This is a genomic window from Kitasatospora sp. NEAU-69 (genome assembly GCF_057158765.1).
In genome coordinates this window covers 1-26,849 of the sequence record NZ_JBWXUE010000022.1, presented here as the reverse complement: position 1 = coordinate 26,849, position 26,849 = coordinate 1, and the positions used below count along the sequence as shown (strand labels likewise).

The following is a 26,849-nucleotide window of genomic DNA, read 5'->3' as shown; positions in this document are numbered from 1 at the left end:
GGACCGGGCTGGACGGCCTGGTCAGCGGAAGGTGTCCGGGGGCGGGGCCGGGGAGGGAGCGGCGTGGGCGTCGGTGGCAGCGGGGGCGCCGCCGGTGAAGGCGGCCAGTTCGCGGCCGTGTTCCACCCGGCCGAGGGCGGCATCGGAGGCCGTTCGGCGGGTCAGCTCGGCGATCGGGAGCGGGGTGTGCGCCGCGACCAGGATCAGGTTGCCGAAGCGCTTGCCGCGCAGCACCGCGGGGTCGGCGATCAGTGCCACCTCGGGGAAGACCGCCAGCAGCGTGGCCACCTGGGAACGGGCGAACGCGAGCGTGCCGCCGTCGGCGATGTTCACCGCGTACCGGCCGCCGGGGGCGAGGGCGCGCGAGGCGAGGGTGACGAACTCGACCGTGGTGCAGTGGGCGGGCACCCGGGCACCGGAGAAGATGTCGGCGATCACCAGCTCGGCGCCGGCCTCGGGGGCGCGTTCGAGGACGGCGCGGGCGTCGGCGCCGCGGACCTTGATCTGCCAGCCCGGCGCCAGCGGCAGCGCGGTGCGGATCCACTCGGTGAGCGCGGTGTCCAGCTCGGCGACCTGCTGGCGTGAGCGCGGGCGGGTGGCGGCGGCGTAGCGCGCCAGGGTGAGCGCGCCGCCGCCGAGGTGCAGCACCCTGATCGGCTTGCCCGGATCGGCGGCGAGGTCGATCAGGTGGCCCAGGCGGCGCTGGTACTCGAAGCCGAGGCGGGTCGGATCGGCCAGGTCCACGTGGGACTGCGGGGCGCCGTCGAGCAGCAGCGACCAGGACTGCGGACGGTCGCGGTCGGGGACGAGCTCGGCCAGTCCGGTGTCGGTGCGCTGCGTGCGCGGACCCCGGGCACCCGGGCCCGGTGTGGCGGCGGGGTCGGCCTCGGGGCTGCTCGGCCGCCTGCGGGAGGCCCGCTGTTCTCGTCCCATGCAGCGAAGTATCCCCCGGCCTGCCGACGAACGTGCAGGTGGGGATCGGTCCCTGCGGGCCGGCGGCTGGGTGCCGGGCGGTTCAGTACGGGCCGAAGCCGCTCGCGGCGAGCGTGCCGGCCGCCTCGCAGAGCGCGGCGCGGAGCACCCACGGATCGGTCACGGCCGGATTGCTGCCCGATCCGCTGGGCGGGACCAGCCAGCGCGGATCGGTCGGCGGCAGCGGGACGGCGCCCGCGGTACAGCTGGTGCCGGGCAGGTGCCAGCGCCCGGCGGTGCCGGTCGGGACCAGGAAGCAGACGGTTCCGGCGGCGGACTGCTGGACCGAGCCGCAGAGCCGGCGCAGCCGCAAGATGTCCACCGTCTCCAGCCCGTGCCGGAGCGGGACGGCGACGGTGTCGCAGCACAACGCCGCCGCCCCCGGCGCCCCGGCCGGCGGCGGGCCGGACACGGCCGACGCGTCCGCCCGGTGCCCGGCCGGCGCATCGGCGGGCACGGCCGCGGGCGCGAGCGCAGGCGCGGGCACCGGCCGGTCATAGCCGCGCGCAAGACCCGGCAGCGGCGGCCGGCCGGGCGTCGCAACGTCGAAGATGCCGCGGAACTGCGGCAGTCCGGTGACCATCATGCTGCTTCCTCCTGAAGGCCGGGCACGCACAGGCGGGGTGGCCACTCGCACCCCCGGCCGCTCGCGCTCCCCCGGGGCGGCTGGACGCCAGGAACGGCTGGACGCCGCAGGACTGATGTACCGTCAGGGAGTGAAGTGAGCCGATGATATGAATGTGACCAGGGGGACGAGCAACGCCCGGCCTCCCGCTATCAACACAACGGCCCGAGCCGAAGGATGGCCACGGGGCGTCTTACAGCAAGCCATAGCATTTCATGGCAAAACCCCGGAGAAATGTCGGTTTTGCCACTAAATAGGGGCCAATTTCCCACAAGCGCATCGTGAGTGGATGATGACAGCCGGTACTGTCGAGCCGACGCCCGGGCCCGCCCGTCCCGGCACTCCGCGGCGCCCCCGTGTTCCTCCGCACCACAGTTCGCACCACTCCCGGAGCGCACCATGGCAGCCCCCACCGCGCCCACCCCCAACCTCACGATGCGCGACCTGCGCGGCAACCGCTCCCCGGCGGAGTTCGCCACCGCGATCCGCCGCGCGGCCCGCGAGATCGGCGAGCACGTCTCGTGCGACGCCCGCTACATCGGCCGGGTGGAGTCCGGCGAGATCCGCTGCCCCAACTACGCCTACGAGCGGGTGTTTCGCCATCTGTGGCCGGACCGGTCCCTGGAGGACCTGGGCTTCTCCTCCCGGACGGCGATCCGCCGCCGGCTGCCGGCCCAGCGCCTCGCCCCGCAGTTCACACATCAGTCAGCAGATCAGTCCGCGCCACCGTCCGGGCCGCAACCCCTGCCGCGGTCCGGACCGCATCATCCCGACGAGGAGAACGACGACGTGCGTCGCCGTACGTTCCTGAGCGGCGGTCCGACCGCCCTGGCCACCGTGCTCGGCCTGGACGGCCCGGCCCGGGCGGCCGCCGTGCCCGCCCAACTGTCGTTCTCCCCACCGGCGCTGCCGACGACGCTGCGGAAAGTCGGCTCGGCCGACGTCCAGGTCGTCGAGCAGGCCGTCCGCGAGATCCGGCTGGCCGACGACGTGCGCGGCGCCGACACGCTCTTCGAGCAGGCCGGCAGCTCACTGCGGCACGCTTACGTGCTGCTCAACGAGGGCGAGTACTCGGTCGACACCGAGCGCCGCCTGCAGTCCACGGCCGGCGAACTCGCCATCTCGGTGGGCTGGCTGGCGCACGACTCGAACCGGCTCGGGGACGCCCGTTCGTTCTACGCCGAGGCGCTGGCGACCGCGCGGATGGCGAACGACTCCGCGCTGGAGGCGCACGTCTTCTGCAACAGCGCGTTCCTGGCCCGGGACGCCGGCCGCCCCCGGGAGGCGCTGCGGGCCGCCCAGGCCGGTCAGAGCGCGGCCCGCCGGCTGGACTCCGACCGGTTGCTCTCGCTGCTCGCGATGCGCGAGGCCGGTGGCTGGGCGCTGCTGCACGATCGCGCCGCCTGCGAGCGGGCGTTGCACCGGGCGTACACGCTCTTCGACTGCGGCGAGTCGCAGGACGACCCGGAGTGGATGTCGTTCTACGGCGAGGCGGAGATCGCCGGCCTGGAGGCGCAGTGCTGGTCCGCGCTCGGCCTCTGGGACCTGGCCAGCGAGCAGGCCGCGCGGGCGATAGCGCTCCAGGAGCCGCACTTCGTGCGCAACCGCGCGCTGTACACCGCCGAGTTGGCGCACGACCGGCTGGGCCGCGGCGACCTGGCCGGCGCCGCCGAGCACGGCGCGGCCGCGGTCGCGCTGCTCGGCGAGGTCCGCTCGGCCCGGATCCGCGCGATGCTCGCCGACACCGCCGAGCGGCTGCGCGGCCACAGCGGGGTCGGCGAGGTGCGGGACTTCCTGGCCGGCTACGACAGCGCAATCGCAGCCTGAGAGAGGGGTCGGGGCTCAGCCGCCCAGGTGGCTGTGGTCGTTCCAGACCTCGATCGCCGGCAGTCCGTACTCCCAGGAGAGCACCGAGAGCGCGGCCGTGCCGAGCTTCAGGCGCTGGCCGAACTCCGGCGGCATGCCCAGCCAGCGGGCGGCCAGGATCCGCAGCACGTGGCCGTGCGCGAAGAGCACCACGTCGGCGTCGGCCTCGTGCATCGTGGTGGTGTCCGGGTGCGGGGTGCCGTGGTCGTCCGCCAGCCGGGCGAGGAACTCGTCGGCACGGGCGGCGACGTCGCCGATCTTCTCGCCGCCGGGCACGCCGTCCCGCCAGATCAGCCAGCCCGGGTGGTCGTGCTCGCGGATCTCGGCGCCGGTGCGGCCCTCGTAGGCGCCGTAGTCCCACTCCATCAGCGCGGGCTCCTCGACGGCGCGGTCGCCGAAGCCGGCCAGCTCGCAGGTCTCGCGGGCGCGGCCGAGCGGGCTGGTGAAGACGCGGGCGTCCGGCAGGCTGTTCCACGGCGCGCGGTGCAGCCGGGCGCCGACCAGGCGGGCCATCTCGCGCCCCTCCTCGGTGAGCGGGATGTCGGTACGGCCGGTGTGCTGGCCGCTCGCCGACCAGGCGGTCTCACCGTGGCGGACAAGGATCAGACGAGCGGGCATCAAGAGCTCCTGAGGGGCTGGGCAGGTCGAGGGAGTCAGAACCATGATTCCCTACCCGCCGGTTACCAGGGGGTACACCCCGGTGACCCCGCGCGGAGGTACTTCCCGAGGTCGGGCGCAACGGCGCGGGGGCGCACGGGGCGCACCGTCGGTCAGGCCGTCGCCTGGCGCTCGCGCAGGGTGGTGAGTCCCTCGCCGTCGAGCTCGTCGCAGTAGGGGGCGCGGCCGGCCATCGCCATGATCAGGGCCAGGGTGGTGCCGGACACCCGTGGGCCGTCGCCGGCGGCGAAGGGGCCGTCGGTGGCCGTCAGCCGCAGGCCGGCGGCGCGCTTCTTGGAGAGGACGGGCATGTCGGAGCCCTGGTAGTAGGCGGCCAGGGCGGTCAGGACGTCGACCGGGTAGTCACGCTCGATGCCGAGCGGTCGGCGGATGTCCTCCGCGTGCACGACGGTCTCCCCGAGCATCGCCACTTTCGACAGCGGCGGCTTGGTCGTGCTGGTGATCACTCGGCGGAACCGCGCGAGCGTCTCGGCCGGGGTGGCGCCCAGGTGCTCGGCCAGCCGCAGGGCGACCTGCCGGTCGAAGTCGAAGCGGCAGCGGATCACACCCGCCATCCACCGGACCGGGGTGAGGCTCGCCCCGGCGGTCATGTGAGCGAGCACCTCGCGGACGGTGAACCGGTCGCACAGGGACGGGGTGGCCCACCGCACCTCGTCCAGCTCCGCCAGGTCGGCGGCCAGGGCGGCCCGTTCGGCGTGGATCTGCTCCCAGGTGCCGGTCACGGGTCGCGGGCTGTCGTTCGGTGGCGACGGTGGCATGTGGGCACGGCTCCTGTCCGGGGGCGGGCGGGCGCCGAACCGGCACCCGCGAGGCGCAGCCTCGCACGCGTGCAGCCACTGCGCATCCTCCGCGGCCACGTCGGCGGTTGCCCCGGGCCCGGATTGTCGGTGCCGGGTGCAAGACTGGCGAGCACCATGAACGTCTCGATCACCGATCAGGCCGCCGCCCCCGTACGGCGGCTCGCCGCCCTGCGCGGCGCGGCCGACCAGCGCAGTCTCGATGCCCGCGCGCTGGCCGCGCTGGCGGCCAACCCCGGCTGCCGCCGCCGTGCGGTGCTGGACGCCGCCGGGGTGGACAAGTCGGCGGTCGCGGAGCGGCTCGGCCGCCCGGCACCGTTCGGCCGGTCGCCGTTCGCGATCGCGCGCGGCACGGTCTTCGAGGCCCGGCTCAAGGCGGACGGCTGCGCGGCGCTGCTCGAACCGCTGCGCCGCCACCTCGGCCTGCCGCCGCACGACGACGACCGGCTGCTCACCCCGGACCTGCTGGCGCGCTCCGGCCCGGCCGTCCGGGCCGCACGGACGGCGCAGGCGCTCGCCGAGGCGGTGACGGCCTCGGTGGCCGACCCGACGGTCTGGACGCTGCTCGACCATCCGATGCTGCGGCTCACCGTGGCCGGGGCACCGGCCTACCTGGAGCCGGATGCGGTGATCGTGCACCACGGGCGGTGCACCGTGGTGGAGATCAAGTCCTTTCCGGTGCTGGATGGTTCGGCCGACCCGGCGAAGGTCGGCGCGGCCGCCCGGCAGGCAGCGGTGTACGTGCTGGCGCTCCAGGAGGCGGCCGGCGGGGGCGGGGCGCCCGATGTGCCGGGCAGCCCGGAGCTGAGCTTCCTGCTGGTCTGCCCGCAGGACTTCAGCCAGCGGCCGACTGCGGCGGCCGTCGATGTCCGCCGCGAACTGGCGAACACCCGGCGCCAGTTGGCGCGGATGACGCGGATCGAGGAGTTGCTGGACGGACTGCCGGCGGGCACCAGCTTCGATCTCGCGCCGGACGAGGCCGGGCAACCGACGCGCTCGGCGGCGGAGTTGACGCAGGCCGTGGAGTCGGTGCCGGCGGCGTACGGGCCGGAGTGCCTGTCGGCGTGTGAGCTGGGGTTCCACTGCCGTTCGCAGGCCCGCTGCACGGACGCGGTCGAGCAGCTCGGGCGCGGCGTGCGGGCGGACCTGGGCGGCCTGCGCACGGTGAGCGCGGCGCTGGCCGCGGCGGCGGGGGCGGACACCGGGGCGGGCATGTCGGGAGCGGATGGCGGCTCGGCAGGCGAGGCGGCCGCCGAGGACGAGGCGGCCGAGCGCCTGCGGCGCGCCGCCGCGCTGCGGGCCGAAGCGCTCGGCCGCCCGGTGGAGCCGGAACAGGCGATGGAGCCGGTGGAGGTGGGCGGGTGAGTCTGCTCAGTACGCTCGCGCGGCTGGAAGCGGTGCGCAGTGGGCATGCCGAGCCGCTGGCCACGGTGCTGCACCGGCACCTCGGCGAGCGGCCGATGGTGCTGGTGCCGCTGGCCGCCGCGGTGGAGGACGGCGCGCCGTTGGCCGTGCTGCTCGGGACGGAACGGGCGGCGCCGCGGCTGCACATCGTGCCGCAGCCGCTGAACCGGGGGCGGCGGGCCGAGTTCCTGGCGGAGCTGGCGGCCGATCTGCTGCCGTACCTGGAATCGTTCGCCGGCGAGGTCGAGTTGGTGGAAGGCTCGCAGAAGGATCCGGAGAGCGGCGAGAAGACCGCGATCGTCCGGGAACTCTGTGCGGACGCACCGCAGTTGATCGTGCCGAACGCCGGGTCGGTGCGGCACCTGGCGCTGCTCGGACGGGCCACCCGGTTCCGCCGGACCGCCGAGGACCCGGAGCCGGGTCCGTATCCGGCGCCGACCCGGGTGCCGCTGCTCGGCCGCTGGCTGACCCATCTGACCGAGCGCGCCCAGGTGCCGGGCAGCAGCCTGCTGCTGCCGATGACCGGCCTGCTCGCCCGGCACTGGGCGACCGGCCAGAGCGGGCTGGAGGACCAGCACCTGGCCGCGCAGCTCGCCTGGCACGAGCCGCCGGCCGGACTGACCGGCGCGCAGGCCGCCGAGCTGGCCGAGACCGAGCGGGACGAGCACGGCCAGCTGGTCCACCCGCCGGCCGGCCCGGCCACCGACCCGCGCTTCGACGAGAAGGTGCTGGCCCCCGCGATCGCGCGGTACGACGCCGCGCTCGCGGCGCTGCGGCACGCCCAGGACGCCGAGGGCCCGGACGGTCCGCGCGCCCAGGAGGCCGAGGCCCACCTGCGACGCTGCGTGCAGCGGCTGCGCGAGCACCTGCTCGCCGTGCTGCTGCCGACCTGGCACGACGTCTGGCGCGGTCTCGATCTGCTGCGCGCGCTGCCGCCGGCCGCCCACCTGCCGAAGCGCTGGGAGAGCGACCGCTGGTCCTGCACCGGCCACCGGGACCGGCTGGCGGCCGGCGAGCCGCCGCAGCCCCGGCTGGACGACGCCGTCACGGCCGCCCGCAAGCTCGCCCAACGCGAGCGCGAGCAGGTCGGACTCGACGTCCAGGAGGCGCTGGACGACCCGCTCGCGATGGCCGAACGGCGGCTGGCCGGTGAGGCGTTCAGTGGCGTGGTGACCGAGCTGGTGCCGGACTACGACACCTCGGGCCGCTCCGCCAAGCCGCGCCCGCTGCTGACGCTGCGCACCGAGGACCGTCCGCACGCCGAGCCGGGCCGCGAGGCGCACCGGACCGGAGGCCAGAGCGCGCAGAAGGCCGTGATCACCGCGTACGACCCGGCGTCCGGCCTGGTCACGCTGCGGGTGCTGAGCGGGATGGGCCGCGGGAAGGAGCCGGCGCCCGGCAGCCTGCCACTGCCGGGTGAGCGGGTGACCTTCACGCTGTTCGAGTTGACGGTGCGCCAGGCCGCGCCGCTGCCCGATCCGCAGGACACTCCGTGGACACATGGCGGACCGCCGACCGCCGTGGCTCGTTCGACTGCCGTCAGTGAAGAGTGGGCATGACCAGCACTGTGACTACCCATCAGCCCGACGCCGACGTGACGAACGCCGCCCCGCCGACTGCAGCCCCGCCGAACGGGGCCGCGGCCGCGGGCGCTGCCGCCACACCGGGCGCCGCCGCCACACCGGGCGCCGCGGCCGACGCCGCGGTGGCGGCGATCCTGGCGGCCACCGTCCACCCGGCCCCCGGTGCGCCGCGCGGCGTGGTGGTGGACTCGCCGCCCGGAGCCGGAAAGTCGACCCTGGTGGTCCGGGCGGCCCAGGAGCTGGTGGCGGCCGGCGAGCGGCTGATGATCGTCGCCCAGACGAACAGCCAGGTGGACGACCTGGTGGACCGGCTGGCCGGCAAGGCGCCGGGGCTGACGATCGGCCGTCTGCACTCCAGCGACGGCCGCCCGGCCGCCGAGGCGCTGCGGCACGAGAACGTCACGGCCAGCAGCAAGCCCGCCGATCTGCTCGGCCAGGACGTGGTGGTCTCCACCTCCGCGAAGTGGCAGTGGGTGAAGGACGTCGAACCGTGGCGGCACGCGATCGTGGACGAGGCGTACCAGATGCGCTCGGACGCGCTGCTCGCGGTGGCCCGGCTCTTCGAGCGGGCGCTGTTCGTCGGCGACCCCGGCCAGCTGGACCCGTTCACCGTGGTCGGCACTGACCAGTGGACCGGGCTGAGCTACGACCCGTCGAGCAGCGCCGTGGTCACGCTGCTCGCGCACAACCCGGCGATCCGCCCGCACCGGCTGCCGGTCTCCTGGCGGCTGCCGGCCTCGGCCGCGCCGCTGGTCTCGGCCGCGTTCTACCCGTTCACGCCGTTCCGCTCCGGCACCGGCCCGGGCGACCGGCTGCTGGTCCCGACCACGACGGCGGACGGCTCGGCGGTGGACGCCGCGATCGACGAGGCGGCCGAGCACGGCTGGGCGTTGCTGGAGCTGCCCGCCCGGCACACCGTGCGGACCGACCCGCAGGCGGTGGCGGCCGTCGCGGCGACGGTGCGCCGGCTGCTGGACCGGGGGCTGGTGGCGAGCTCGGAGCAGGGGCGGCAGCCGCTCACCGCCGGGCGGATCGCGGTCGGCACCGCGCACCGCGACCAGGCCGCCGCCGTCCGTGCCGCGCTCGTCACGCTCGGCATACCGGTGGATCCGGCGGCCGGGCCGGCCGTCACGGTGGATACCGCGAACCGGCTGCAGGGCCGGGAGTACGACGTCACCGTGGTGCTGCACCCGCTCTCCGGGCGGCCGGACGCGACCGCGTTCCACCTGGAGACCGGGCGGCTGTGCGTGCTCGCCTCCCGGCACCGGCACGCCTGCATCGTGGTGGCCCGGGCCGGCATCCCCGAACTGCTGGACGAGCACCCGGCCGGCGACCCGGTGCAGCTGGGCAGCGCGGTGCGGATCCCGCAGGGCTGGGAGGAGAAGATCGGCAACGAGGTGCTGCCGCTGCTGGAACGCGTCGGCGCCCAGTTCCCGGACGGCTGGGAGGCCAACTACCTGGTGCTGCAGCATCTCGCGGAACACCGGGTGCGACTGTAGGGCCCGCCTGGCCGCCAGTCCCGTACTCCCGAAACCGCTCAACCCGGTGCACCTCGCTGACCAGCGAATACGCCCCGGGGCGCGCGGCCGGGACGAGCGCCTCTCCGTACCCCGTTCCGCGCGGGCAGCCGACGCGGGACAATGGACGACGGCCAAGATCTGTCCCTCGTCTCCGAAGGTGCCCCGCATGCCCGATCGCCAGGATCCGCCGCGCCGTCTGCGTCCCGCCCCGCTGCTGTTCGAGCCGGACGCGCTGGTGTCCGAGCCGGAGCGGTTCTTCCAGCTGGAGAGCATCGACGACCCGGCCGAACTGCTGCGCCGATCGACCGAGTTGGCGCTGGCGTTCCGGGTCGCCGCCGAGCGGGCCACCGACTACCAGGCGATCGCGGCGGCCCAGCTGGCCGACCCGCGCCGGTTCGACGCGCTCTCCCCCGCCGAGATCGCCGCCCGGGCGGACTGGACCGCGGACTACGCGAGCCGGATGGTCGAGTACGGGCGCGGCCTGCAGCGCCAGCGGCGGGCGACCGAGCTGTGAGCGGACGCGGGCGGGCCGCCTGAGCGCGTCGGCATCCGGCCGCCACCCGGCCATCACCCGGCCGCCGCTCGGGCGCGCCACAGCCGCTGGCATATGCGGCCGGAAAGAGTACGCCGCCCGGGCCGCCGCTGTCCGGCGAACCGGACTTTCGGTCCGGCCACCCGTCCAGCCGGAGCACTCTGCTGGGCGTGGACATCTGGACCTACCAATCCGTGGAGTACCTCACCGTCGCGGGTGAAGCCTGGCTGGCCTCGGCCAGCGAGTACCCGCGCAGCATGCGCGCGCTCTGGGAAGCGCGCCCCTGGGCACCGACCGTCCTGCCCTGCGGCCGCGCCTTCGACGTGATCAGCATGCCGGACCTGTTCGCCCGGTCGGTGCTGGACGAGCTGTGGGCCTCCGGGCCCGGCTGCGGACCGGTCGCGGCGTACCGGGGCCGCACGCTGCTCTTCGTCCAGCCCGGAGCCGCACCCCGGCTGCGCACGCTGCTCGCCTGGGAGGAGTGGGCCCGGGACGTGCCGCCGCTGCTCTGCCACGGGCTCGGTGACGCGGTGACCGTCCCGCCGGTGCAGCGGCCGGCCGACCGGGACGACCCGCCGGGGGCGGGGAACGGCCGCTGGATCGTCGCCCCGGACACCCGCGAGCCGTGGCTGCCCGGCGCGGGCGTGCTGCTCTGGGCCTGCGTACGGGCTGCGCGGGGGCGCGACGCGGCGGCACCGGTGGCGACGGCAGCGTCAGCGGCCGTTCCCGCAACGCTGCCGCCCGCCGCACCCGCGAGGTCGGCCGAGTCGGAGCGCTACCGGCTCCCGGAGGCGCTGCCCACGCCGAGCCGGACCACATCACCGCTGGCCGGCCGGCCCGTCCAGCTGCGGCCGCTGCCCCGCAGCTGACCATGACCGGCCCGCCAGACCCACCAGGCTCACCAGACTCACCACGTCAACCAGGCCGGCCGGGCCCGCCAAGCCCCGAGCAGCTCCCGAGCACCGCTGCGGCCCGGGGCCGGCCCCGGGCGGCGGTATTCGATTTTGGCTCCGCCTCGGCGCGCTGCTAAAGTCTTCTCTGTCAGCAGGCGCCGCTAGCTCAGTTGGTTAGAGCAGCTGACTCTTAATCAGCGGGTCCGGGGTTCGAGTCCCTGGCGGCGCACCGACAGTCGAAGGGCCTCTCGCGAGAGCGAGGGGCCCTTCGGCGTTCCCGCGTGACACCCACGGCACGCGCCGCACGCGCCGAGATCGCCGCGCACCCAGCGCCGCGCGCACCCGCCGACCCCACCCGCAACGCCCCCCTGCAGACCCGTTGACCCGCGCCACCGGCCGCCAGTAGCTTACCGAGTAAGTAAAGTTTCCTAACTTTATCGGTCTCCTCCCCCGAAGGAGCGCACGATGGCACCCCGAAGAAGGGCACTGGCGACCGGCGCCGCGGCGCTGGGCCTGCTGGCCCTCGCCGTCCGGCCCACCAGCGCCGCCCCCTCCGCACCGAGCCCCGCCGCCCCGCCACCGGTCCTCGCCGGCACCGCCTTCCACGATCCGGCCACCGGGTCCACCGCGCTCGCCAACCTCGGTGCGGGCAACGGCTGGAAGGTGCTGACCAGCGCGACCGCCACCCAGTCCGGCGGCCTGATATCCACCCCCGGCTTCGACACCGGCAGTTGGCTCAGCGTCGCGAACGACGGCGGCGGCGCCCCGGGCACCGAGATCAACGCCCTGCTGCAGAACGGCGGCTGCCCGAACGTCTTCGTGTCCACCACCATGAAGACCTGCTACGGCCAGATGACGACGGTCGGCGCGGACACGCTCGCCCAGTTCTCGGTGCCCTGGTGGTACCGGACCGACTTCACCGCGCCGCCCGCCGGTCAGGACGCCAAGCTGGTGCTCAACGGCGTGATCGGCGCGGCCGACGTGTGGGTGAACGGGACCGAGGTGGCCACCTCGGCGACGGTCACCGGCGGCTACGCCCGCACCGCCTTCGACGTCACCGGGCTGCTGCGCAGCGGCACCAACTCGCTCGCGATCGAGCTGCACCCGAACAACCCGAACTCCATGCTCACCGTGGACGACGTGGACTGGTCGCAGATCCCGCCGGACAACAACACCGGCATCCAGTTCCCGGTGCAGCTCCAGACCGGCGGTCCGCTGATCGACGGCAACGCGCACGTCGTGCAGAACACCGCGGCCAACCTGAGCAGTTCGGCGCTGACCGTGAAGACCGACGTGACCAACACGTCCTCGGCCGCGCAGACCGGCACGGTGAGCGCGACCGTCACACCGCCCGGCGGCGGCGCGCCGATCACGGTCAGCCAGAACGTGACGGTGGCCGCGAACGCGACCCGGACGGTCACCTTCACGCCGTCCGCCTACCCGGCGCTCGACCTGACCAGCCCGCAGATCTGGTGGCCCTACCAGCTGGGCGCGCAGCCGCTGTACACGCTGGCCACCTCGGTCGCGCAGGGCGGCAGCACGCTCGACTCGACCACCGACACCTTCGGCATCCGCACCGCCACCACCTCGATGGTCGGCGCCGGCGCGGCGATGCCCGCCGGGGTGCGGCAGTTCCAGATCGACAACGTGCCGCTGGTGATCCGCGGCGGCGGCTGGTCGCCCGACCTGTTCCTGCGCTACGACCCGGCCGACACCGCCAAGCAGATCGGCCTGATGAAGGCGATGGGCGTCAACACCGTCCGTCTCGAAGGCCACTTCATGCCGGCCGACTGGTACCGGCAGATGGACGCGGCGGGCATCCTGATCAACGCCGGGTACCAGTGCTGCGACTTCTGGGAGGCCACCAGCTACACCGGCGCGCAGCAGGCGCTCTACCAGCTGACCGCGCAGACGATCGGCCAGACGCTGCGCGACCACCCCTCGGTCTTCAGCTTCCAGTGGAGCGACAACGCGCCGACCGCGACGCAGGAGACGCTCGCCCTGAACGGCTTCAAGGCGGCCGACTTCAGCGTCCCGTTCGTCTCCTCCGCGGAGTACAACTCCAGCCCGCAGCTGGGAGCTTCGGGCGAGAAGGAGGGCCCGTACGACTGGGTGCCGCCGAACTACTGGTACGACACCTCGCACTACAGCACGAGTGACTCGACCCAGACCAACGTGGGCGGCTCCTGGGGCTACGACAGCGAGGAGAGCGGCGGCAACACCGTCCCGACGCTGGACTCGATCAACCGGTTCCTCTCCCCCGCCGACCAGACCGCGCTCTGGAAGTCACCGAGCGCCAACCAGTACCACAACAACTACGAGGGCACCTCGCACACCAACTACCACTTCGGCACCAACTACAACCTCGACACCGCGATCACCAACCGCTACGGCGCCTGGTCGAGCCTGGCGCAGTACGTGCAGGAGGCCCAGGTCCAGAACTACGAGGACACCCGGGCCCAGTTCGAGGCGTTCATCGACCACTCGACCAATGCCGTCCAGCCGTCCACCGGCACCGTCTACTGGCAGATGAACAAGGGCTGGCCGACGCTGCTCTGGTCGCTCTACAACAACGACGGCGACCAGGCCGGCTCGTACTTCGGCGCCCAGAAGGCCAACCGGCCGCTGCACGCGCTCTACGCGCTGGACAACGACACGGTGACGCTGGACAACCTCGGCGGCGCGACCGCCTCCGGGGTCACCGTCGAGGCGAAGGTCTACAACACCGCGGGCACGGTGCTGGACGACCAGACCTCGGGCAGCCTCAGCCTGACCTCGCAGCAGGTCCGCAACGCGGTGCTGAAGCCGAAGCTGCCGAGCGCCGCGGGCACGGTCTACTTCGTCGAGCTGCTGCTGAAGCAGAACGGCGCGCTGGTGGACCGCAACGTCTACTGGAACTCCACCTCGCAGGACGCCACCAACTGGTCGTCCAGCCTGGGCCAGCCACAGCCGACGATGAGCTCCTACGCCAACCTCAAGGCGCTGCAGTCCCTGCCGCAGGCCACCGTCTCGGCGACCGCCGTCACCACCGACCAGGCCGGGCCGGGCGGCGCGGACAAGCTGGTCACGGTGACCGTCAGGAACGACTCCAGCACCCCGACGGTCGGCTTCTTCCTCCGCGCCGACCTGCGGCGCGGCACCGCGGCCGGGACCGAACTCGCGGGCGACAACCAGATGCAGTCCGCGATCTGGAGCGACAACGACGTCACGCTCTGGCCCGGCGAATCGGAGACGCTGACGGCGAGCTACAAGTCCGCGGACCTGCAGGGCGCGACGCCCGTGGTCAGCCTCTCCGGCTGGAACGCGCCGAAGGCCGACGTGGTCGCGGGCACCGGATCCTCGTCCGGCTGCACGCCGGCCCAACTGCTCGGCGATCCGGGCTTCGAGAACGGCGCGAGCCCCGCGCCGTGGACCCAGACCTCGACGCTCGGCCAGTCCCCGGTCAACAACGACACCGCCGACGAGCCCGCGCACAGCGGGAGTTGGGACGCCTGGCTGAACGGTGACGGCAAGGCGGACACCGACACCATCGGGCAGGGCGTCAGCATCCCGGCGGGGTGCAGCGCGACGCTCTCGTACTGGCTGCACGTAGACAGCACCGAGTCGACGAGCAGCAAGGCCGACGACACCCTGAAGGTCCAGGTGCTCGACTCCGGCGGCAACGTGCTGGCGACGCTCGGCAGTTGGTCGAACCTGGACGCCAAGTCGGGCTACCTCCAGCACACCGCGGACCTGTCCGCGTACGCCGGGCGGACGGTGACGCTCAGGTTCACCGGGACCGAGACCGACGCGAACGGCGGCACCACCAGCTTCGTCCTGGACGACACGGCGCTGCAGACCTCGTAACACGTGCGACGCAGGGCCCCGGAAGCCTTCCGGGGCCCTGCGTCATACCTCTGTCACACCCGTGATGCTCAGCGGCCGCGCAGCGTGCGGTACTTCTCGACCAGGGTCGCGCTGGAGCTGTCCAGGTGGTCGCCGCCCTCACCGGTCAGCAGCACCGGCTCGATCTTCTTGGCGAGCACCTTGCCGAGCTCCACGCCCCACTGGTCGAAGGAGTCGATGTTCCAGATCGCGCCCTGCACGAAGACCTTGTGCTCGTAGAGCGCGATCAGCTGGCCGAGCACCGACGGGGTGAGCTCGGTGGCCAGCATCACCGTGGTGGGGTGGTTGCCGCGGAACGTGCGGTGCGGGACCTGGAACTCGGCGATGCCCTCGGCCCGGCACTCCTCGGCGGTCTTGCCGAATGCGAAGGCCTGGGCCTGCGCGAAGAAGTTGGCCATCAGCAGGTCGTGCTGCGCGACCAGGCCGGGCAGCAGGTCGTCGACCGGCTTGGCGAAGCCGATCAGGTCGGCCGGGATCAGCTTGGTGCCCTGGTGCAGCAGCTGGTAGTACGCGTGCTGGCCGTTGGTGCCGGGGGTGCCCCAGACCACCGGGCCGGTGGTCCAGCCGACCGGCTGGCCGTCGCGCTGCACCGACTTGCCGTTGGACTCCATGTCCAGCTGCTGGAGGTAGGCGGTGAACTTGGAGAGGTAGTGCGAGTACGGCAGCACCGCGTGCGACTGCGCGTCGAAGAACTGGCCGTACCAGACGCCGAGCAGGCCGAGCAGCAGCGGGACGTTCTCGGCCGCCGGGGCGGTGCGGAAGTGGTCGTCCACCAGGCGGAAGCCCTCCAGCATCTCCTGGAAGCGCTCCGGGCCGATCGCGATCATCAGCGAGAGGCCGATCGCCGAGTCGTAGGAGTAGCGGCCGCCCACCCAGTCCCAGAACTCGAACATGTTCTCGACGTCGATGCCGAAGTCGGCGACGCCCTGCGCGTTCGTGGAGAGCGCGACGAAGTGCTTGGCCACGGCCTCCTGGCCGGCCCGCAGCCCGGTGAGCAGCCAGTCGCGGGCGGAGGTGGCGTTGGTGATCGTCTCGATCGTGGTGAAGGTCTTCGAGGCGACGATGAAGAGCGTCTCGGCCGGGTCCAGGTCGCGGACCGCCTCGTGCAGGTCGGCGCCGTCCACGTTCGAGACGAAGTGCAGCGTCAGGTCACGGTGGCTGTACGAGCGCAGGGCTTCGTAGGCCATCGCCGGGCCGAGGTCCGAGCCGCCGATGCCGATGTTGACGATGTTCTTGATCCGCTTGCCGGTGTGGCCGAGCCACTCGCCGCTGCGCACGCGGTCCGAGAAGGCGGCCATCTTGTCCAGCACGGCGTGCACCTCGGCGACGACGTCGACGCCGTCCACCTCGACCACCGTGCCGCGCGGGGCGCGCAGCGCGGTGTGCAGGACGGCGCGGTCCTCGGTGACGTTGATCTTCTCGCCGCGGAACATCGCGTCCCGCAGGCCGGCCACGTCAACCGCCTCGGCGAGCTCGCGCAGCAGCGTCAGCGTCTCGTCGGTCACCAGGTGCTTGGAGTAGTCCACGTACAGGTCGCCGACCTGAAGGCTGTAGCGGCTGCCGCGCTGCGGGTCCTCGGCGAACATCTCGCGCAGGTGCAGCTCGCCGAGCTCCGCCCGGTGCTTCCCGAGGGCGGCCCACTGCGGGGTGCGGTCCAGGGGGGTACGGCCGTTGGCGGGGTTCTCCGGCATCGGATTCTCCTCGAATTCGGTCTAGGAAGCGGTACTCAGGAGCAGCCTACGGAACGTTCGGCGCCGCTGGCGCCACCGTTTCTGACGCAGTGCTGTCCTGTTCGTTACGGAGAGCTTCCCTCCGGGCGAAGATTTGTGCTGTCGGCCCGGCTCACCTGCGGTCGGACCTCAGGTCCAGGCCGCGCAACACCTGGTCAACCAGCTCCGGATCGGCTCCCGGCTCGGTCCGCGCGGCGACCATCTCGCGCCGCGACGCGGCCAGCAACTGCTGCTCGACCTCACGCAGTTGGCGGACCTGGTGGACCCGCTGGCGGGCCTCGGCGGCCTCGTCCTCCTCGTACTGCTCGGGGCAGAGCCGGGCCAGCCGGTCGTGCTGACGGACCCGCAGCTTCTCGACCATCTCGACCGGCAGCCGGTCCTCCTGCTCCAGTTCGGCCAACTGGTCGAGCGCCGCCCTGGCCGCGCGCCACCAGAGCTGTCGCTGCTGCTGCTCGCGCAGGTCCAGGTGCGGATCGATGCCGAGCGCCTTGACCAGCCAGGGCAGCGTGAGACCCTGCACCAGCAGCGTGAAGAGCACCACGCTGAACGCGCAGAAGACGATCCGCCCGCGCCCGGGGAAGTCCGCGCCGCCGTGCACCGTGAACGGGATCGCCAGCGCGAGCGCGACGGTCGCCACCCCGCGCATCCCGGACCACCAGAGCACCACGGTCTCCCGCCAGCTGATCGGGATGTCGTCCTCGCCGCGGCTCAGCCGTTTCGAGAGCCAGGCGGCCGGCAGCAGCCAGACCAGCCGGACCAGCACCACGACGGCGATCACCACGGCCGCGTCGCCGAGCATCGTGTACCAGCCGGCCCCCGCGTCGTGCAGCACGGTGGCCAGCTCCAGGCCGATCAGGCCGAACGCGACGCCGGTGATCAGGATCTCCACGATGTCCCAGAACGCGGAGCCGACCAGCCGGTAGCCGACGTCGTCCGCGTCGGCCGCCCGGTCGGCCAGGTAGAGGCCGCAGACCACGACGGCCAGCACACCCGAGCCCTCGGTCTCCTCGGCGAGCGTGTAGGCGGCGAACGGGACCAGCAGGTTCAGCGCCACCTGCTGGGTCGGGTCGTCCAGCACCGCGGCGAGCTTCGTGGCCAGCCAGCCGAGCGCGCCGCCGATCACGACCGCGAGTACGGCCGAGAGCACGAAGCGCAGCACCGCGTGCGGAACCGAGAAGTCGCCGTGGACCACCGCGTCGACGGCCAGCGAGTAGATCACGATCGCCGTCACGTCGTTGAACAGCCCCTCGCTCTCCAGCATCGCGACCAGCCGCCGCGGCAGGCCGACGCTGCCCGCCACCGCGACCGCGGCCACCGGGTCCGGCGGCGAGACCAGCGCCCCGAGCGCGACCGCCGCCGCGACCGGCAGCGCGGGCGCCAGCCAGTGGAACGCGACAGCGGTGAGCGTGGTGGTGACCACCACGAGCGCGACGGCGAGCAGCAGGATCGAGACGACGTTCGCGCGGAAGTAGGGCAGCGAGGCCCGCCGGGCGACCGCGAAGATCAGCGGCGGCAGCACCAGCGGCAGGATCAGGTCCGGCTCGACGGCGACGTTCGGGATCTGCGGGACCACCGCCATGACGAGCCCGAGCAGCGTCATCAGCACCGGCTGCGGAACCCCCGTCCGGCGGGCGAGCGGCATGGTGACGACGGAGGCGAGCAGGACCAGGAAGAGCAGGGACAGCTGGCCCACGGGGGAGGCCCTTCGGGGAGATCCTTCGGAGAAGTGCATCCAAATCGGATGAAGTGATTGTAGATATGACGAATCGCCGCCCCACCCTGACGCGCCGGAGCGGGCCCACCGGGGGCCGATTCGGAGTTTCGGGCCCTGACCAGGTAATGTTCTCGTCGTTGAACAAGCGCCGCTAGCTCAGTTGGTTAGAGCAGCTGACTCTTAATCAGCGGGTCCGGGGTTCGAGTCCCTGGCGGCGCACAACAGCGGAAGGGCCTCTCGCGAGAGCGAGGGGCCCTTCGGCGTTCCCGGCCCGGAGGCCGGGCCGGGGTCCGGCGACGGGATCCGGCCGGGATCGGACCGGCCGAGCCCGGGCCGACCCCGGCCCCCACAGCTATGCCTTCTTCTCCGACCAGGGCACCTTCTCCAGGGCTGCACGGATCATCTCCGTCGGGTCGGTCACCTGGTAGCCGAGCAGCCGCAGCCGGTCGGCCACCTCGCCCAACGGGCGACTGAGCCTGCGGGCGGTGATCGCAAGGTGGTGAAGCGAGACACGGGTCCCACTGGCCAGCCAGGGCGCCTTGCCGTTCCGGTCGGCGCTCATCATGATCAGGTCGTCCCGGCTCGGCTGATCACCCTCGGGCACGCTGACCCGGACGTCGTACGACCTCAGCCGTGCTGCGGCCTCGTCGACCGGGATGTTCATCAGCATCGCGCCCCGGACCACGCGGTGGTAGGGCACCTCCTCGCCGGGCTCCAGCCACGGTGAGGTCTGGTCGAAGTCCCGGCTCAACAGGTTCAGGTCCCCGGGAGCTCCGTCCAGCAACGCGGCGCCGTGCAGGACGGTGATGCCCAGTTCCGCCAGCCGTTCGACGACGCGCCCCGGCGACAGGGCCACCGCACGGGCGGCGTCGAGCACCTTCTCGATCACCACCTGCGAGAGCATGACGACGTCGTCCTCGTCCTCCTCCTCGTCCCGGAAGAGGTGGAAAAGCATGTCCCGGTCAAGTTCGGTCAGCTCCAGATCGGCTCCGCGCGGATCCAGTCGAAATCCCATCTCCGCCAGGCAGGACGCCACCTCCCCTCTCGGCCACTCGAGCTCGAGCGCCATCAGCGTCAGGGTGGCGGGCTCGACGGACTCTTCGAGCTCGAGCCAGCGGCTGTGCCGGTCGAAGTCGACGCTCAGCAGATCGAAGTCAAGGGCCGCCAGATCCACCCGGGCAAGGGACTCCGTCGCAACGTCGAATCCGTAGGCGACCAGGCGCTCCACGACGTCTGTGCTCGGCAGGCCCAGCATTTCGGCAGCCATCAGCACGTGGGTGCCGGAGACCCGCCTGCTCCGTGGGAGCCACGGGGCCATTCCGTCGGCATCGGAGCTCAGAATGACGCGGTCGGCCTCGACCGTGTACTCGGGTACTGCCCCGAGGTCGGTGGTGTACCCGTAGAGCTGTACCCGAGCCGCGACCTCCTCCAGCGACAGGCCCGTGTCCAGACTTGCGCAGAGGAGATGGCCCACCGCCACCGGTTGGCCGCTCGGCAGCCAGGGCTCCTCGCCTGTCAGCTGCACGCTCAGCACGTTGAGGTCGCCGGCGGCCGGCATTCCGGGCGTGACCTCCGTGATGCTGCTGGTCCAGCCGAATCGTCCCAGCCGGTCCATGATCTCGGTCAGACCGAAGCCTTGCCCCGTGTGGATGTCGAGGATTGCACTGGTCGGGAAGGCCACCGGCGTCTGCGCGTTGCCATCGCCGCGCCCGTACCTCTTGCTACTGAAAAGGGCCTGGTCGATCGACCCCGGGCGATCGATCCCGGCAAAACGCTCCGCAGGCGCGCTGAGCAGGCCCAACAGCTCCATTCTCGAAGCGATCTCGTGCACTGGTAGACCGGTTGCCTCGGAGGCGTTCAACATCTGGCCGAGTTCTCCCGCTCCCCCGGGGGACCACCAGCGATCGGACCTCGTCAGCAAGGCATGATCAAGAGGAAGCGCAGGCTCCACCGGAGCGAGTGTGGACCAATCCGGGATGTGCTCTGCCAGTTCCGGCCACTCCTCCACGGCGTTGTGCGCGATCAACCGCCAGAGCAGAACGCTGTCCGGGGCGTTTCCGGCAACATCCGCCGCTATTCGGACCCCGCCGGCATTGCCGCCACGGAGCACCTGCGGGTCCGCCAGAAAGACCCCGGTCGCGGCAAGGTCGAACTCCCTGCCGCCCACCCGCAACAGCCGCCCTTGAGCGATCGCCTCACGCGCCACGATGGTCCCGACCTGGCGGCTGACGGTTCTCAGCCAGTCGAAGCCGAACAGCTCCGAGGCAACCAGGTCCGGGGCACTCTCCCGGAGCAGCGCGCCGATCCGGTCCGCAACGTCCTCCTCGATCGTCTTCCGATCGACCGACAGAGCGACAGGGTGCGGCCCGCAGAGATTGACGACCGCCCGCAGCGCGGCGGCCGCACCGTGTGCGTTCCTCGACAGCACGCCACTATTGACTACAGGCGTGGCCACTACCCCGTCGACCAGAATCGCACCGTCTCCATCGGTCCAGATCACCTGTCCCATCGGGCGCCGACGAGCGTGCACCAGGTCCGTACCGAGGGGGCTCTCGTCCCAGGGGTCGGGACCATGCGGATCCTCGGGCGCCAGCACCCACGGGCGCCACGTGTGCCGGCGTTCCTGCCCCGGCCGGCGGTCCTCGGCGGTCAGGGCGAACTCGGAGACCTTGACCAGACGCCGCAGCACCTCCACACACGACTCGGCCTTCTCGCCCTCGCGCAGGTACAGCCGGACCTCCGTGTGCGGCACGGCTGCGTGCCCGTCCGGGTACTCGATCCGGAAGAGATGGCCGGGGCCTGCGATCGTCGCCTCCAGTACCGGACCGGTACTGCCGCCGCGGCGCTGCCGGCAGCTGGTGACCCGAATCTCGTCGGCGAGCATGAAATAGCTCAACACGCCGATTCCGAACCGGCTGTTGGGGAACATCTCGACGCCCTGGAGCTCCCACTGCGCCTGCTCCTCGGCGAACTCCTCGGTGCCCGTGAAGCTCAGCCCGGCTCGGGAGAAGACCCCGGCCAGCTCCTCCTCCCCCATCCCGATGCCGTTGTCCCGGCACTCCAGATAGGGGCGGCCGTTCTCGTCGACGTCCTGGACGAAAACGATCTCCCCCCGATAGGCGTCCGGGTGCGGCTCCAGCCCCTGCGATCTGAGCTGGTACTCGACCCGGGCACGGCGGTAGCGGCAGGCGTCGAGCGCGTTCTGGAAGAGCTCACGGATCGCGAGGGTCGGACTGCCATAGAGCTGGCTGCCCATCAGGAGCTCGCGCAACTGGCGTTCGTCCACGGTGAAACGGGCCGTGCGGCCACTGAACGTGGGGGTGCGATCGCTACCGCGCGCCGGCGCGACCTCGCTCGCGAGAGCGTGCGTCGGCAGCAGCCTCAGCGGGTCCAGGGTCGGGTGGTGGGCGGCCGCCTTGTGCACCGAGCGCAGCAACACGTCCACCGTCTCGACGTGCTCACGAAGTGCCAGCAGGGTCGCCGGATCGTCACAGCTCGCCTCAAGGACGCAGTCGCCGGGCGGGTCGCCCGCGCCGGTGCGCTGCCAGGTCGCCTCGTCCACCCGTCGGCGCACCTGGTCCAGCTCGGTGGCGTTCGGAACGCCGAGGTGTTCGACCAGCACCATCGAGAGGTCGGCGGTCTCCATCGCCAGCAGCCGCGCCGCGGCCAGCACGAGCCCGACCAGGCGCAGCCGCACCACCACCTCGTGCGGTGTCCCCGGCAGGTCGAGATGGCGCTTGGGCAGCAGGCCCAGCGCGTCCTCGTCGGCCAGCCGTGCCGGTCCGAAGCGCAGCACCCGGAGCAGGTCGGCCACCAGCTGTGAACGCAGGATCTCCGCCAAGCCGGCGGTCCCGTCGAGGCCCGCCTCCTTCAGCAGGACCGCTACCGCGGGCTCCTGGACGATCCGCCGATCCAGCGTCCAGCGCCGGTACAACCACCAGCCGATCTCGTCGCGCGCGGACTCGCGGCCCGGCAGCTCACCCTGCTGCGCGCGGCGGACGAGCCACGGGTGACCGAGCAGGTAGCTCTGGAACGAGCGGCGTTCCTCGGAGGCCGCAGGGCCGCTGCCGAGGTCGTGCGGTCGTACGACGGGCGCCAGGGACGTCAGGGTGATGCGCTGGTGGGCACAGTGGATCAGCGGGACGAGGCTCAGCAGAACCGCCTCGGCGGCGCCGACTTCGGTGAGGCCGGTCCACTTGAGCACCGTCTCCACCCGGTCGAGGTAGCGACGCGCCAGCGCGGGTTCGTGCCACGGGTCGTCCCGCGCCGGATCGCCGTCGGCCACGGCGGCTGCGCAGACCGCGGCAAGGCGGCCGGCGAATGCGGCGGCGACGCTCCGCAGCGGCTCCGCGTCACGCACCCGGCTCCAGACCGGGTGATCGCGGACCAGGCCGGACCAGGCTTCGCCGGCGGTTGCGGGGCCACGCCGTCGGGCCTCGCCGTGCCGTCGCTGCCAGTCCTGGCGGACCTGCGGACCGGTGTCCTCGCCCGCCCAGCTCAGATAGAGCTCGATCAGCGGCCAGATCTCCGCGAAATCCGGCGGCACGCTCTTGGAGAGCCAGCTCGAGACGGTCTGCTTGGCGAGGTCCAGCTTGCGCAGCGCCGCACTGCGCGTGCCGTCGCCGCCGGCTGCCTTGCGCGCCGCCTTCGCCCGCTGCTCCAGCGCCCCCAGTTCCTCGAACCAGCCACTGCCCATGCCGCTCGTTGCCCGCCCCTCCGCTGGCGCGGCGCCTCGGACTCGGACCCTCGGACTGCCGCCGTGACGCCGAGCTTAGCCGTCTCGGACAGTCCGAAGTCCGAGTTCGCTACTGACCGCGATGGACTCGGTCAAGGCTGGTCCCGTTCGTGCTTCGACAGCGATTGTGCAGCGACTGTGCAAGGAGAGACCATCGTGATCCCGTTCCTCAACCAGCTCGCCGGATGGCAGCGGGTCGCTCTGGTAGCGCTCGCACTGGCACCGCTTCTCGTCGTGACGCTCGCGGCGAGCCCGGCGATCCTGGTCCTTCCCTTTCTCCCCGGTGGCGTCGAGCGGGCCGAGCGGCTGCTGAAGGCGATGACCGGCTGGCTCCGGGCGGCGCTGGCAGGCAGCCGACGCTAAGCAGCGTTCCAGCCGCGCCTCGGACGGCTGCGGCGGCGGTGGCTATCCTGGGCGCGGCGCGGCCTGAGTGAAGGGCACGGGTAACTGATGCGAGTCGGAATCACGGGATACCAGGGGCTGTCCGACCTGACCGAGATGCTGGTGCGCGGCGAGCTGTGGCGGCTGGTGACGACGTACGGGCCGTACGAGCTGGTGGGTGTGACGGCGCTGCGGCCCGGGCCGGAGGCCTGGTTCGCGCGGGCCGTGCGGGAGCACGGCGGCAAGGTGGAGCTCGTCGTGCCGGCCGGCGGCGAGACGCCGCGCGGGGAGCTCGCCCGGGAGGCGACCGCCGTGCACCGGCTGGCGCCGGTCGCGGCCGGCGGGCTCGGGGACGACCTCGGCCGGGCCATGGTCGGGATGATCGACGAGCTGATCGCGGTCTGGGACGGCACCGAGGACGGCACCGAGCCGGCCCGGATCTCCGGGCTGACCCGGCGGGCCGGCCTCTGGGTGCACGAGGTCTGGCCGGCCGGGTGCGAGCGGCCGGCCTGACCGGTACGACGGCCGGGCCTCAGATGAGACCCTGCCGCATGGCGTAGGCGACCGCGTGCGAGCGGTTGCGCAGCTGCAGGCGGCTGGTGACGTCGTGCAGGACGTTCTTGACGGTGCGCTCCGAGTACGCGAGCGTCTGGGCGATCTCGCGGGTGTCGTAGCCCTCGGAGACCAGCCGCAGCACGTCGATCTCGCGCTGGTGCAGGCCGGCGATCGAGAGGCCGCGCGGGTCGAGCACCTGGCGCTGCAACTGGCCCATCTGCTTGAGCAGCCGGCCGAGCAGGTCGGGCGGTATCGCGCCCTCGCCCCGGACGGCCGCGGCGAGGGCGCGGACCAGCTGCTCCGCCGTCGCCTCGCGGCGGCGCAGCAGGCCGACCACGCCGCACTCGACGGCGGTGGCCACCGAGGCGTCGTCCAGCGTGGAGAGGACCAGCACCAGCGGGGCGGACAGGTTGTGGCGCAGCGTGCGCAGCTGGGTGACGGTCCGCGGGGCCAGGCTGTCGGCGACCACCAGGACGACGTCCGCCTGCGCGGTGTCGGACTGGTCCAGCAGGCGCAGTTCGGGCCTGGTGCGCAGCTGGGCTGCGACCCCCGACTGCGAGATCGGGTCGTCGGCCTGGATCCAGACCGCGATGCGCTGAGTGCTGCCGACCGGAGCGGGTGCGGTGGCGACGGCGGTGGCACCGGCGCTCGTACTGGTGCCGGTGCGCTGTGGTGGCAGGCGGCGCCTCGGTGTGACTGGTGCCGGGGCGACCACGGCTCCGACCGCGGCTCCGACTGCGGCGACGGGCCGCGCCGGCAGGCGGTGCCCCGCCGGTCCGGGTGGGGCCATGCCGACCGCAGCCGATCGTGGCTCCCCGTGCCACATCCGCTCCCCGAGTGCCTCTCGCATCCGTTTGCCTCCCTCGATCCACGCGGCCGCGCCCGGCCGTACCCAGCACACGCGGCAGGGGGGCGGTTGGGTTGCACGCGAATCGAGCGATCTTGCGAGGGGCACCGGGACGGGAACCAGGCGGACCCGCGGGCCGGGCGGAGAGAGGGGTGGCCCCCGCCGGGTTCGGGCGCGATCGGCGGGGGCCGGGAGGTGCGCACCCGCCGCTTTGGGGGCTCTGCGGGGTGCTGCCTCGGGAAGGAGTCTGGTCGGCGGTCCATCCGATGGACAGGGCCGCATGCGCGTCGTCACGGGCAGCCGCGGCGACCCGTTCGGGCAGCTGACATGTCCCGAACGGGCACCGGGCGGCGGATCGTCAGGCGGCCTGCTGCCAGCTGACCGGGGAGTGGTAGGCCCGGCGGCGCTCCAGGCGGCTCCAGCGGGCGATCGGCCCGATCGCGGCGAGGGCCGCCGCTTCCTGCTGGGCGACGGCCACGCGGGCCATCAGGACGGCGGTGAGCGCGGCGAGCTCCTCGTCGCTGAGCGAGCCGCGGGTGACGCGCAGCAGGGGTTCGGCGGAAAGAGGTTCGATGGAAGTGGAGTTGGTCATGTGGGTGTCCCCCGGGAGGCAGGAAGTCGGCTCACATCGGCGGGTTGCCGTGCTTGCGGCTGGGCAGGTCGGCGTGCTTGGTGCGGAGCATGGCCAGGGCGGCGGCGAGGACCTCGCGGGTCTCGGCCGGGTCGATCACGTCGTCCACCAGACCGCGTTCGGCCGCGTAGTACGGGTGCATCAACTCGCTCTTGTACTCCTTGATCTTCTGCGCGCGCATCGCCTCCGGGTCCTGGGCCCCGTTGATGTCCCGCCGGAAGATCACGTTCGCCGCGCCCTCCGCGCCCATCACCGCGATCTCGTTCGTCGGCCACGCGTACGACAGGTCCGCGCCGATCGAGCGCGAGTCCATCACGATGTACGCCCCGCCGTACGCCTTGCGCAGGATCAGCTGGATCCGCGGCACCGTGGCGTTGCAGTACGCGTACAGCAACTTCGCGCCGTGCCGGATGATCCCGTCGTGCTCCTGGTCCACACCCGGCAGGAACCCGGGCACGTCCAGCAACGTCACCAGCGGAATGTTGAACGCGTCGCACATCTGCACGAACCGCGCCGCCTTCTCCGAGGCGTTGATGTCCAGCACACCCGCCAGCGACTGCGGCTGGTTCGCGATGATCCCCACCACGTGCCCGTCGATCCGCGCCAACGCGACGATCACATTCGTCGCCCACCGCTCATGGATCTCCAGGTACTCGCCGTGATCGACGACCTCCTCGATCACCTTGCGCATGTCGTACGGCCGGTTGCCGTCCGCCGGCACCAAGTCCAGCAGCGCGTCGCAGCGACGGGTGACCGGGTCCTCGGTCGGCGTGGCCGGCGGCATCTCCCGGTTGTTCTGCGGCAGCAGCGACAGCAGGAAGCGGACCTCCTCGATGCACGACTGCTCGTCGTCATACGCGAAGTGCGACACACCCGAGACCGAGGAGTGGACGTCCGCGCCACCCAGACCGTTCTGCGAGATCTTCTCGCCCGTCACCGCCTGCACCACGTCCGGACCCGTGATGAACATCTGCGAGGTCTCCCGCACCATGAACACGAAATCCGTCAACGCCGGCGAGTAGGCGGCGCCACCGGCACACGGACCCAGCATCACCGAGATCTGCGGGATCACCCCCGACGCACGCGTGTTGCGCTGGAAGATGCCGCCGTACCCGGCCAGCGCCGTGACACCCTCCTGGATCCGCGCACCCGCACCATCGTTCAACGACACCAACGGCGCACCCGCCGCGATCGCCATATCCATGATCTTGTGGATCTTCTGCGCATGCGCCTCACCCAGCGCACCCCCGAAGATCCGGAAATCATGCGCGTACGTGAACACCGTCCGCCCGTGCACCGTGCCCCACCCGACGATCACACCATCGGTATGCGGCTTCTTCCCCTCAAGGCCGAAACCCGACGCACGATGCCGCCGCAGAGGCTCCACCTCATGAAACGAACCCTCGTCCAGCAGCAGATCGATCCGCTCACGGGCCGTCAACTTGCCCTTCGCGTGCTGCGCCTCGGTGGCCGCCTCACTCGGACCACGACGAACCTGCTC

General features: G+C 72.4%; 19 protein-coding genes and 2 tRNA genes. 11 read left to right on the top strand and 10 right to left on the bottom strand.

Translation table 11 applies throughout. The annotated features are described in order from the left end of the window. Positions 1-21: 21 nt before the first annotated feature. Both AC060L_RS24100 and AC060L_RS24095 read right to left on the bottom strand, forming a co-directional pair. Entirely contained in the window at positions 22-933 is a 912-nt protein-coding gene (locus AC060L_RS24100) for a spermidine synthase (RefSeq protein ID WP_483800969.1), read from the bottom strand. An 82-nt stretch (positions 934-1,015) separates the two neighbouring features. After that, on the bottom strand, positions 1,016-1,558 hold the full coding sequence (locus AC060L_RS24095; protein WP_483800968.1) for a hypothetical protein: 543 nt from the start codon (positions 1,556-1,558) through the stop codon (positions 1,016-1,018). Positions 1,559-1,996: 438 nt separating this feature from the next. Here AC060L_RS24095 and AC060L_RS24090 point away from each other — a divergent pair, with 438 nt between their 5' ends. Beyond that, complete coding sequence (locus AC060L_RS24090) at positions 1,997-3,424, top strand: NsdA family TPR-like regulatory protein (RefSeq protein ID WP_483800967.1); 1,428 nt, start codon at positions 1,997-1,999, stop codon at positions 3,422-3,424. A 15-nt stretch (positions 3,425-3,439) separates the two neighbouring features. Here the strand turns inward: AC060L_RS24090 and AC060L_RS24085 are convergent, their stop codons facing one another. Together AC060L_RS24085 and AC060L_RS24080 are read right to left on the bottom strand one after the other, a co-directional pair. Beyond that, positions 3,440-4,081: a histidine phosphatase family protein gene (locus AC060L_RS24085; RefSeq protein ID WP_483800966.1), complete on the bottom strand. Its 642-nt coding sequence runs from the start codon at positions 4,079-4,081 to the stop codon at positions 3,440-3,442. Between the two features lie 152 nt (positions 4,082-4,233). Beyond that, positions 4,234-4,899: a maleylpyruvate isomerase family mycothiol-dependent enzyme gene (locus AC060L_RS24080; RefSeq protein ID WP_483800965.1), complete on the bottom strand. Its 666-nt coding sequence runs from the start codon at positions 4,897-4,899 to the stop codon at positions 4,234-4,236. Positions 4,900-5,055: 156 nt separating this feature from the next. Here AC060L_RS24080 and AC060L_RS24075 point away from each other — a divergent pair, with 156 nt between their 5' ends. The 7 genes from AC060L_RS24075 (at position 5,056) to AC060L_RS24045 (ending at position 14,716) form a co-directional block, all read left to right on the top strand. Beyond that, on the top strand, positions 5,056-6,303 hold the full coding sequence (locus tag AC060L_RS24075) for a hypothetical protein (RefSeq protein WP_483800964.1): 1,248 nt from the start codon (positions 5,056-5,058) through the stop codon (positions 6,301-6,303). Further along, positions 6,300-7,901, top strand: coding sequence for a hypothetical protein (locus AC060L_RS24070; protein ID WP_483800963.1), 1,602 nt, complete (start codon positions 6,300-6,302; stop codon positions 7,899-7,901). The genes AC060L_RS24075 and AC060L_RS24070 overlap by 4 nt, the downstream gene beginning before the upstream one ends. Continuing rightward, positions 7,898-9,424, top strand: coding sequence for an AAA family ATPase (locus AC060L_RS24065; RefSeq protein ID WP_483800962.1), 1,527 nt, complete (start codon positions 7,898-7,900; stop codon positions 9,422-9,424). Before AC060L_RS24070 ends, AC060L_RS24065 begins: the two co-directional genes overlap by 4 nt. 187 nt (positions 9,425-9,611) lie before the next feature. Continuing rightward, on the top strand, positions 9,612-9,959 hold the full coding sequence (locus AC060L_RS24060) for a hypothetical protein (protein ID WP_483800961.1): 348 nt from the start codon (positions 9,612-9,614) through the stop codon (positions 9,957-9,959). A gap of 188 nt (positions 9,960-10,147) precedes the next feature. Continuing rightward, on the top strand, positions 10,148-10,846 hold the full coding sequence (locus AC060L_RS24055; protein WP_483800960.1) for a bifunctional DNA primase/polymerase: 699 nt from the start codon (positions 10,148-10,150) through the stop codon (positions 10,844-10,846). A 179-nt stretch (positions 10,847-11,025) separates the two neighbouring features. Then, positions 11,026-11,099 (top strand) — tRNA-Lys (locus AC060L_RS24050). Positions 11,100-11,335: 236 nt separating this feature from the next. Beyond that, on the top strand, positions 11,336-14,716 hold the full coding sequence (locus tag AC060L_RS24045) for a glycoside hydrolase family 2 protein (RefSeq protein ID WP_483800959.1): 3,381 nt from the start codon (positions 11,336-11,338) through the stop codon (positions 14,714-14,716). A gap of 68 nt (positions 14,717-14,784) precedes the next feature. Here AC060L_RS24045 and pgi read toward each other — a convergent pair whose 3' ends face one another. Further along, positions 14,785-16,446 (bottom strand): glucose-6-phosphate isomerase, encoded by a 1,662-nt coding sequence (pgi, locus tag AC060L_RS24040; RefSeq protein WP_483800958.1) that lies wholly within the window; start codon positions 16,444-16,446, stop codon positions 14,785-14,787. A gap of 151 nt (positions 16,447-16,597) precedes the next feature. Further along, positions 16,598-18,178: a Na+/H+ antiporter gene (locus AC060L_RS24035; RefSeq protein ID WP_483800957.1), complete on the bottom strand. Its 1,581-nt coding sequence runs from the start codon at positions 18,176-18,178 to the stop codon at positions 16,598-16,600. 166 nt (positions 18,179-18,344) lie between these two features. Here AC060L_RS24035 and AC060L_RS24030 point away from each other — a divergent pair. After that, positions 18,345-18,418, top strand: a tRNA-Lys gene (locus tag AC060L_RS24030). A gap of 133 nt (positions 18,419-18,551) precedes the next feature. On the opposite strand, the gene AC060L_RS24025 is transcribed toward AC060L_RS24030, so the two are convergent. After that, positions 18,552-22,895: a wHTH domain-containing protein gene (locus tag AC060L_RS24025; RefSeq protein WP_483800956.1), complete on the bottom strand. Its 4,344-nt coding sequence runs from the start codon at positions 22,893-22,895 to the stop codon at positions 18,552-18,554. A 195-nt stretch (positions 22,896-23,090) separates the two neighbouring features. Here AC060L_RS24025 and AC060L_RS24020 point away from each other — a divergent pair, with 195 nt between their 5' ends. Together AC060L_RS24020 and AC060L_RS24015 are read left to right on the top strand one after the other, a co-directional pair. After that, complete coding sequence (locus AC060L_RS24020; protein WP_483800955.1) at positions 23,091-23,297, top strand: dTMP kinase; 207 nt, start codon at positions 23,091-23,093, stop codon at positions 23,295-23,297. Between the two features lie 87 nt (positions 23,298-23,384). After that, positions 23,385-23,828 (top strand): hypothetical protein, encoded by a 444-nt coding sequence (locus AC060L_RS24015; protein ID WP_483800954.1) that lies wholly within the window; start codon positions 23,385-23,387, stop codon positions 23,826-23,828. A 19-nt stretch (positions 23,829-23,847) separates the two neighbouring features. Here the strand turns inward: AC060L_RS24015 and AC060L_RS24010 are convergent, their stop codons facing one another. The 3 genes from AC060L_RS24010 to AC060L_RS24000 all read right to left on the bottom strand — a co-directional run. Next, positions 23,848-24,720: a response regulator transcription factor gene (locus AC060L_RS24010; RefSeq protein ID WP_483800953.1), complete on the bottom strand. Its 873-nt coding sequence runs from the start codon at positions 24,718-24,720 to the stop codon at positions 23,848-23,850. A gap of 355 nt (positions 24,721-25,075) precedes the next feature. Beyond that, positions 25,076-25,309, bottom strand: a complete 234-nt coding sequence (locus tag AC060L_RS24005; protein ID WP_483800952.1) for an acyl-CoA carboxylase subunit epsilon — start codon at positions 25,307-25,309, stop codon at positions 25,076-25,078. Between the two features lie 31 nt (positions 25,310-25,340). Further along, positions 25,341-26,849, bottom strand: a 1,509-nt coding sequence (locus AC060L_RS24000) for an acyl-CoA carboxylase subunit beta (RefSeq protein WP_483800951.1), incomplete at its 5' end; no start/stop codon positions are given.

Bases quoted from the DNA above. Each gene is read 5' to 3' on its own strand.
- AC060L_RS24100 (WP_483800969.1), bottom strand. From the start codon at position 933: ATGGGACGAGAACAGCGGGCCTCCCGCAGGCGGCCGAGCAGCCCCGAG.
- AC060L_RS24095 (WP_483800968.1), bottom strand. From the start codon at position 1,558: ATGATGGTCACCGGACTGCCGCAGTTCCGCGGCATCTTCGACGTTGCG.
- AC060L_RS24090 (WP_483800967.1), top strand. From the start codon at position 1,997: ATGGCAGCCCCCACCGCGCCCACCCCCAACCTCACGATGCGCGACCTG.
- AC060L_RS24085 (WP_483800966.1), bottom strand. From the start codon at position 4,081: ATGCCCGCTCGTCTGATCCTTGTCCGCCACGGTGAGACCGCCTGGTCG.
- AC060L_RS24080 (WP_483800965.1), bottom strand. From the start codon at position 4,899: ATGCCACCGTCGCCACCGAACGACAGCCCGCGACCCGTGACCGGCACC.
- AC060L_RS24075 (WP_483800964.1), top strand. From the start codon at position 5,056: ATGAACGTCTCGATCACCGATCAGGCCGCCGCCCCCGTACGGCGGCTC.
- AC060L_RS24065 (WP_483800962.1), top strand. From the start codon at position 7,898: ATGACCAGCACTGTGACTACCCATCAGCCCGACGCCGACGTGACGAAC.
- AC060L_RS24060 (WP_483800961.1), top strand. From the start codon at position 9,612: ATGCCCGATCGCCAGGATCCGCCGCGCCGTCTGCGTCCCGCCCCGCTG.
- AC060L_RS24045 (WP_483800959.1), top strand. From the start codon at position 11,336: ATGGCACCCCGAAGAAGGGCACTGGCGACCGGCGCCGCGGCGCTGGGC.
- pgi (WP_483800958.1), bottom strand. From the start codon at position 16,446: ATGCCGGAGAACCCCGCCAACGGCCGTACCCCCCTGGACCGCACCCCG.
- AC060L_RS24025 (WP_483800956.1), bottom strand. From the start codon at position 22,895: ATGGGCAGTGGCTGGTTCGAGGAACTGGGGGCGCTGGAGCAGCGGGCG.
- AC060L_RS24015 (WP_483800954.1), top strand. From the start codon at position 23,385: ATGCGAGTCGGAATCACGGGATACCAGGGGCTGTCCGACCTGACCGAG.
- AC060L_RS24010 (WP_483800953.1), bottom strand. From the start codon at position 24,720: ATGCGAGAGGCACTCGGGGAGCGGATGTGGCACGGGGAGCCACGATCG.
- AC060L_RS24005 (WP_483800952.1), bottom strand. From the start codon at position 25,309: ATGACCAACTCCACTTCCATCGAACCTCTTTCCGCCGAACCCCTGCTG.